Source organism: Pseudoalteromonas luteoviolacea DSM 6061 (genome assembly GCF_001625655.1).
GTDB classification, from domain to species: domain Bacteria; phylum Pseudomonadota; class Gammaproteobacteria; order Enterobacterales; family Alteromonadaceae; genus Pseudoalteromonas; species Pseudoalteromonas luteoviolacea.
Genome location: NZ_AUYB01000099.1, coordinates 95,874 through 102,780, shown reverse-complemented (window position 1 = coordinate 102,780; position 6,907 = coordinate 95,874). Strand labels below are relative to the sequence as shown.

5 protein-coding genes are annotated in these 6,907 nt (G+C 42.6%); 2 read left to right on the top strand and 3 right to left on the bottom strand.

What is annotated here, in order from left to right:
* Positions 1-307: 307 nt before the first annotated feature.
* From N475_RS10100 to N475_RS10090, 3 genes are read right to left on the bottom strand one after another with little or no spacing between them, the layout of a single operon-like run.
* Positions 308-766: a DUF3299 domain-containing protein gene (locus N475_RS10100; protein WP_227008481.1), complete on the bottom strand. Its 459-nt coding sequence runs from the start codon at positions 764-766 to the stop codon at positions 308-310.
* 52 nt (positions 767-818) lie between these two features.
* Positions 819-2,159 carry an ABC transporter permease gene (locus N475_RS10095; RefSeq protein WP_063355751.1) on the bottom strand — a complete coding sequence of 447 codons (1,341 nt, stop codon included), beginning with the start codon at positions 2,157-2,159 and terminating at the stop codon, positions 819-821.
* A complete protein-coding gene (locus N475_RS10090) occupies positions 2,156-2,842 on the bottom strand; it encodes an ABC transporter ATP-binding protein (protein WP_063355750.1) in 687 nt (228 codons plus the stop codon). The genes N475_RS10095 and N475_RS10090 overlap by 4 nt, the downstream gene beginning before the upstream one ends.
* Before the next feature lie 195 nt (positions 2,843-3,037).
* On the opposite strand from N475_RS10090, the gene N475_RS10085 reads away from it, so the two are divergent.
* Both N475_RS10085 and N475_RS10080 read left to right on the top strand, forming a co-directional pair.
* Entirely contained in the window at positions 3,038-4,138 is a 1,101-nt protein-coding gene (locus tag N475_RS10085) for a phosphoribosylaminoimidazolesuccinocarboxamide synthase (RefSeq protein WP_063355749.1), read from the top strand.
* Positions 4,139-4,594: 456 nt separating this feature from the next.
* Positions 4,595-6,907 (top strand): bifunctional diguanylate cyclase/phosphodiesterase, encoded by a 2,313-nt coding sequence (locus N475_RS10080; RefSeq protein ID WP_063365192.1) that lies wholly within the window; start codon positions 4,595-4,597, stop codon positions 6,905-6,907.

The following is a 6,907-nucleotide window of genomic DNA, read 5'->3' as shown; positions in this document are numbered from 1 at the left end:
CGCTGTCGCTAACCTTTTGCACTTAATTCATCCCTGAAGCAGGGTCCCATCGCGCATCCATGCGCTCACTTCCTCATGCTGCGAAACTTTGTTTCGGTCATTCGTCACCCTTGCGCACAAGAAACTGTACTCACTTCGTTCGCAGTCAGCAGCCTTTTGCACAAATGTCTGTATTTTTCTTAAATCTAACAGAGCAGAAAAGACTTAACGGGGCAATCAAGGGGCGATTAATGTGGATATATCTAAATTGCGTGAGGATACTTTTGAGAAGGGAAATTGGGAGCTGTGTTGCTCCCTAGCTTTTAGGTTATAGTTCGAAAGGTGCTACACCTACAGCTTGCATTGTGTAGCCTGTTTGGGCAAGCTCATTCTTAAAGCTCTCCACTTTAATAGTGCCGGTAACTGTAATCGCATCATACAGGCTATCTATAGGTACACCATTTTTAATTTTTACGTGGACTATTTGATTAGGAGGCGGTGGTGGAACATGTATGCAGGCTCCAAAGTAAGGGACAAGCAGAAACTCAGTGATCACTTCACTGTCTCCCTCTAATGGTACAACAAACCCTGGTAAGCTAATGTTTTTGCCATCAAGCGCTTTAACAACCGGTGCATCGAGGTTAGGTTGCACCCAGTTTTTATCATCACCATCATGGCTCGCCGCTTCTTGGTTGCTAATTTGAACATGACCTGCAGGTATAAGATCGTCCCAAAAAATTTCTTTTGGGGGAGCTGCATAAGCTGTGCAGGACACTAACATTACCATAGCTATTGATATAAACCATGACACCAATCGAGTTGAAAACATAAATAACCTCTTAAACTTTGATACTCATACCATCGTTGAGCGAGTAAAAATATGCACGAATTGCAGGGATTGCGCCTATCACTGTGCCTGACACCATGATAACGCCAAGTAGCATTAGTTCATAGTCACTGAGCAGCGATAAAGAGATGGCAATACCAAATTGGGCTTGCAACATCCCTTTACTTACCAAAATGAGTAAATAAAACATCGCAATCCCAATTAAGCTTCCCAGCGCTGTGATTAAAACAGCTTCACTGCACATTAAGGCAAAAATATGTTTGGGTCTTGCCCCTACAGATCGCAATATTGCCAACTCTCTGCGGCGCTGGCTGAGCGAAGAGAGTAGGGTTGTAAGCATACCCAATAGGCTGATCAATACGACAACCGCAGAAAATAGCATCAGTATTTTCTCCACGATATCTAACATACCCCAGAGCTCTCTTAGAGTGACGCCAGGCATAATGGCTGATAATGCTTCTGGTTTATATGTATTGATGTTTCTTCGCACTTGAAGCGTATAGAGAGGTGAATCAAACCCCATTAAAAATGCGGTCAGTTGTGTTGGCTCACCAATGAGGTCTCCTGGTTCACTCTCTAGTGCGTTGTGATCATGATGTCCGTGTTCAAGGTGCTCGTGGTGTTCATGGTGCTCGTGCTCGTCATGTGAATGTGAGTCATTGTTGCGAACAATGGCCGTTGTGCTCACTCGGTGAGTGGGGCCATGCATCAACTCGATTGCTTTGAGCGGTACATGCAGAGTTTTATCAACAGGTGTGCCTGTTGGCTCTAAAATACCTACAATAGTAAGAGGGTTATCATCATGGTTATGAAAGCTGGTATTACCCATGCCATGGGCGACAACAATCTTTTGACCTAGGAGGTAGTGAAGTTGTTTTGCAACCTCACTGCCTATCACTACTTCTTGTGCATTGTGGTAGGGTCTGCCATGTGAAAATGTGAGGCTCTGTTTCTTGCCGTAACGGTAGAATTGAAAGTAATTACCATCACTACCGAGGACCGAAAAGCCTTTGTGGCTGTCCCCGAGGCTGATGGGAATAGTCCATGCTACGCCTTTTTGCTGCTTGATGTACTGATAGCTTTGCCAAGATAAGCCATTAGTGGCGTGGCCTATTCGAAAGACACTAGAGAGTAATAATTGAATATCGCCTGTGCGGGCACCTACGATTAAGTCTGTCCCCGAGATAGTGCTGCCGAAACTTTGTTTAGCCTCTTGGCGTACTCTTTCTATCGACAGTAATAACATGACACTGACCGCAATTGTAAATAAAGTGAGCAGCACACTGGCCTTGCGATTTGAAATACTCTTAAATGCGAGGGTAACTAGCTTCATTGTTTTACCTCATTGATTTCTTTCAGGCTTACTTGGCGGTCGAACAAGTGTGCTAGGCTCGCATCATGGCTTACAAAGAGTATAGTTGCTTGGTAATGTGTGGCTTGTTCAAAGAGCTGCTTAATAAATATATCGCGATTATCGGCATCAAGTGCTGAAGTTGGCTCATCGGCGATAATAAGTTCAGGCTGACCAATGAAAGCTCTTGCTGCTGCAACTCTTTGTTGTTGGCCAATGCTGAGCTCACTAACTGAGCGGCTGCGGGTCGTCTGATCTATACCGAGTTGTTCTAGTAATAAATTAGCTTGGTTTTGGGCTGAGATGTTTGCTCGTTTTAAGTTTGCCACTCTACGTTTTGAAAAATTACAGCCAAGTAGCACATTCTCTATCGGGCTCAAGTAGGGAAGTAGGTTGAAGTTTTGAAAGATCGTACCGATATGGTCCGCTCGAAACTTATCTCTTTTTGCATCACTTAATTTACCTAAGTCTTGTTCTAGTATTGTTATACTGCCCTGTTGAGGAGTTTGAATACCAGCGAGCAAGCCTAAAAGAGTCGACTTACCGCTACCACTGGGACCATGGAGGAAAAGCCTTTCTCCTTGTTGTATTTGCAAGTCATTTATGTGCAATGTAGGTTTAGACTGGCCCGGCCAGTTAAAGGTGAGATCTGAAATTTGGATCATGTAATCATCTCTTTGTACCGAGTTTCAGTTATGTTATCTCAGAACGCCGTAGGACTAAACTAAGTTACGCTCGGATTGCGATGTGATGCGGTAAACAATTGTGATTTTGGTTGCGCTCGACTATTATACACCCCTCTAACCCCCTCTGTATTTTGCGTCCTTTAGCAAGACGCAGCCGTTCTCTATGGAGATACAATGAGTAGCTACAAAGTTCTAGACGTCAATGACGATCTACCAATACGCACTAAAGGTGCAGTTCACAGTGGTAAAGTACGTTCGGTTTATTGGTTAACCGACCAAGACAGTGCCAGATTAATTGACGAGAAAGGCTATGATGTTCCAAAAGGAACTGAGCTTGCGATCATGGTTATATCAGATCGTATCTCTGCATTTGATTGTATTTGGCAAGGCGAAAACGGATTAAATGGTGTGCCAGGAAAAGGCATCGCATTAAATAGTGTGGCCGCTCATTGGTTTAAATTATTTGATGAAGCAGGTTTGGCAGGCAATCATATTGTTGATATCCCGCATCCATATGTGTGGATTGTGAGAAAGGCGAGCACAGTCAGAGTTGAAGCCATTGCTCGCCAATATATTACGGGAAGTATGTGGCGAGACTACAGTAAAGGTGTGCGTGACTTCTGTGGTATTAAACTACCTGAAGGCCTTGTGGCGCATCAAAAGCTTGATGATGTACTAATCACTCCTTCTACTAAGGGAATCATCTCTGGAGTTGAAGGAGTGCCTGAAGTAGACGATGTAAATATTACCCGTAGTAATATTACAGACAACTTAGCTGCATTTAACTTTAAGTCTGAAGATGACGTTGCTCGATATGAGCAATTGTTGAGTGAAGGGTTTAACTTAATCTCAGCCCAGCTAAGTAAATTAGATCAAATCTTTGTAGATACGAAGTTTGAGTTTGGCTATGTTGAAGATGCTGATGGAACATCGCGTCTGATTTATATCGATGAAGTAGGTACTCCAGACTCATCACGTATTTGGGATGGACCAGCGTACCGAGATGGTAAAATCGTCGAAAATTCTAAAGAAGGTTTCCGTCAGTTACTGATAAACAATGTGCCTGATAGTGACGTGCTGCTTAATAAAGACCGTATGCCTGAGCGAGAAGCTTTGGCTGAGTCATACAAGCTGCCGCAAGAGGTTATGATGTCAGTATCAGAGACTTATGTTGGCATCGCGAGCAAAATAGTTGGCCAATCGTTAACTATTCCTAAAGACCCGCGTTCAGAAGTGATTGCTATTTTAGACCAAGAATACGGCCTTATTGATTAAGCAAACTCACAAAAATGCCTAGCAGTCAGTTATTTAAAGGATTGTTAGGCATTGCAACACGAAATCCTTGCATTTCCTTCCCAAGTCACTTTTACTTAGTATAAACACACGTACGTTCAAAGAGTTCGAACACTAGACTCTCGACATCATTACTTATGAACTAACAGCAATAGGCGCACGATTTAACAATTGGCTAGCTTTTTATAGCTGGTTGGAAAATTGTATCCTTACTCTGTTTACGGATAAGTGTGAGTTTCAGTGTGTAATGAAAGAGTATCCGTATTGATTGCATTGGTATTGAAATTTTATGCCTGTCAGAAAGGTCTGTCATGTAGGGCATACTAATAATGATCATAACTGAATAGTCATCGGGTTGATAACGGTAAGTTTATGTTGTTTTAATAGGGGCACTCCGGTTCAGCGTAAACTGAATAATTGCAGTATTAAAGGATCGCTATGGGCACGAGTTTTAAAAATCGCATTATAGTGCTGTGTGTTGGACTAGTATTGATTACCGCCATTGCGAGTTTGGCTGGTTTTTGGTGGTCTACGAGTCAATTCAAAGAGCGTCAGGTTCAACAAGATATTCAAAAAGCGCAAAGTGTTTATCAACAATATTTAGTGGCGAGAGAGCGGCTTTTAGTTACAGCAGCTTCTGTACTGACGCAGGATTTTGGTTTTAAACAAGCGGTTGCTACCAGAGATGCATCCACGATAAGCAGCGTATTATTCAATCATAGCCAGAGAATCAATGCTGAACTAATGTTGTTACTGGATATGCGCGGAAAGTTAATTTCTACCAATCAAAATCAACTCGATCTACCTCAAGATATGCGCCCGCTGGTTAAACAATTATTGGCGCATCAAGAACGATCCGCTTTTGTTGTGTTGGACAAAAAGCTTTATCAAGCAATTATATTGCCCGTTAAGGCGCCAAGAACGATTGCTTTTACCATTGTCGGCTTTGTTGTCGATGAGCCGATTGCGCAACAACTGAAAGGGCTCACAGGCATGGAAATGAGCTTTATTAGCCTTGGCGAAAAAATGAAAGCGAGTTCAATCTTGCTCCCAGAAGACCGGGACCTTTTCGCGTATCTACATGAGCAAAAAATTAGTCGATGGTTTGGTGAATACCCTTTGTATATTAATGCTGAGGTCGCACTACCCTCTCTATCTCAAGTGCCTGTCAGTCTGATTTTGAGTGCAGACCTCAGAAGCGAATATGAAGAGTTTGATCAGTTGGTACTGACAATTGTGTTTCTATCATGTATCACCATGTTATTCGGCTTTCTTGCCAGTGGCTTTTTAGCCAAGAATTTGGCTACGCCATTGCAACAGTTAACAGTGATGGCGAGACGGTTTGCTAAAGGAGATTATAACGCTGAGATCCATGAATCCCGCCCAACAGAAGAAATTTGCCAGTTAGTAGATGCGTTTCATGAAATGGGAGACGATATTCAGGCTCGTGAGAAGCAAATACGCTATCAAGCAAGCCATGATGCGTTGACTGGATTTTACAACCGTACCTCGGCTTTGCCTATTTTGGATGCGTTGGTGTCCACAGAGCAGGTATACTATTTGCTGGCCCTTGACATAAAAGGGCTACGTCACATCAATGATAAACTTGGCCCTAGAATCGGTGATAGTTGTATTGAAGCAGTGGCTAAGCGAATTGAGGTCGTTACGTCTAGCTTTGAGGGACTTAATATCCGATTGGGGGGAGATGAGTTTTTAACGGTATTACAAGCTAAACCTGACTCAACAATGGAAAACTGTGTCGATAGTTTTCTTGCAGAGCTTAACAAGAGTTATACAATCCATAATTTTGAGATAACTTTACGTTTTAGTGTGGGCGTTGTGCATAGCCCTGAACAAGCAGATAATGCAGACGACAGTATACGGCGTGCTCTCATTGCGGCGGATAATGCAGCTCACGGTGTCGAGGATGTATATTTTTATCAAACAGGTGAAGATGAAGCATACCTTGAACGATTAGAGATTATCGATGAGTTAAAACAAGCTTTGATAGAAGATGATGGTCAGCTCTTTATGACTTATCAACCAAAGTTAAATATGAGCTCTGGTATGGTGGACAAGGTCGAATCATTGATCCGTTGGAAGCGAAAAAGTGGGGATTGGGTATCTCCTGAATTGTTTATTGATTTAGCTGAGCAATCTGGGCTAATTGTTGACCTGACACAGTGGGTACTAAAAACGGTTATTTCACAGGTCGCTATTTGGAAAACTCAGGGTGTGACAATGAAAGCAGCTATCAATGTTTCAGCTCAAGATATTGCCGACATAGACTTTATTCCTCATTTACAACGAATGCTGGAGGAGTTTGCAGTTGCACCTGGCTTAATTACGATTGAGCTAACAGAGCGAGATATGATTGAAAACGAGGAAAAAGGCATCGCAGCATTGTTGGCGCTCAAAGCGCTAGGTGTACATATTTCATTGGATGATTACGGCGTAGGCCAGACGTCACTTGGACGCTTAAAAATGCTGCCAATTGATGAGTTGAAGTTGGACAAAGTCTTTATACTCAAATTAGCTGCCTCACATCAAGATCAGTGTATCGTTCGTTCGACAATTAGTTTAGGGCATCAGTTGGGCTTTTCTGTTGTAGCCGAAGGTGTAGAAGATGCAGAGTCACTGCAACTTCTCAAAGAGATGAAATGTGATTATGCACAGGGTTATTACTTAAGCCGACCTTTAAAAGCAGCTGATTTAACTCAGTGGTTAGGTCAATATCACAAAGCCGGTTAA

Excerpts from the sequence above, each read along its gene's own strand:
- N475_RS10100 (WP_227008481.1), bottom strand. The coding sequence starts at position 766 with ATGGTAATGTTAGTGTCCTGCACAGCTTATGCAGCTCCCCCAAAAGAA.
- N475_RS10085 (WP_063355749.1), top strand. The coding sequence starts at position 3,038 with ATGAGTAGCTACAAAGTTCTAGACGTCAATGACGATCTACCAATACGC.
- N475_RS10095 (WP_063355751.1), bottom strand. The coding sequence starts at position 2,159 with ATGAAGCTAGTTACCCTCGCATTTAAGAGTATTTCAAATCGCAAGGCC.
- N475_RS10090 (WP_063355750.1), bottom strand. The coding sequence starts at position 2,842 with ATGATCCAAATTTCAGATCTCACCTTTAACTGGCCGGGCCAGTCTAAA.
- N475_RS10080 (WP_063365192.1), top strand. The coding sequence starts at position 4,595 with ATGGGCACGAGTTTTAAAAATCGCATTATAGTGCTGTGTGTTGGACTA.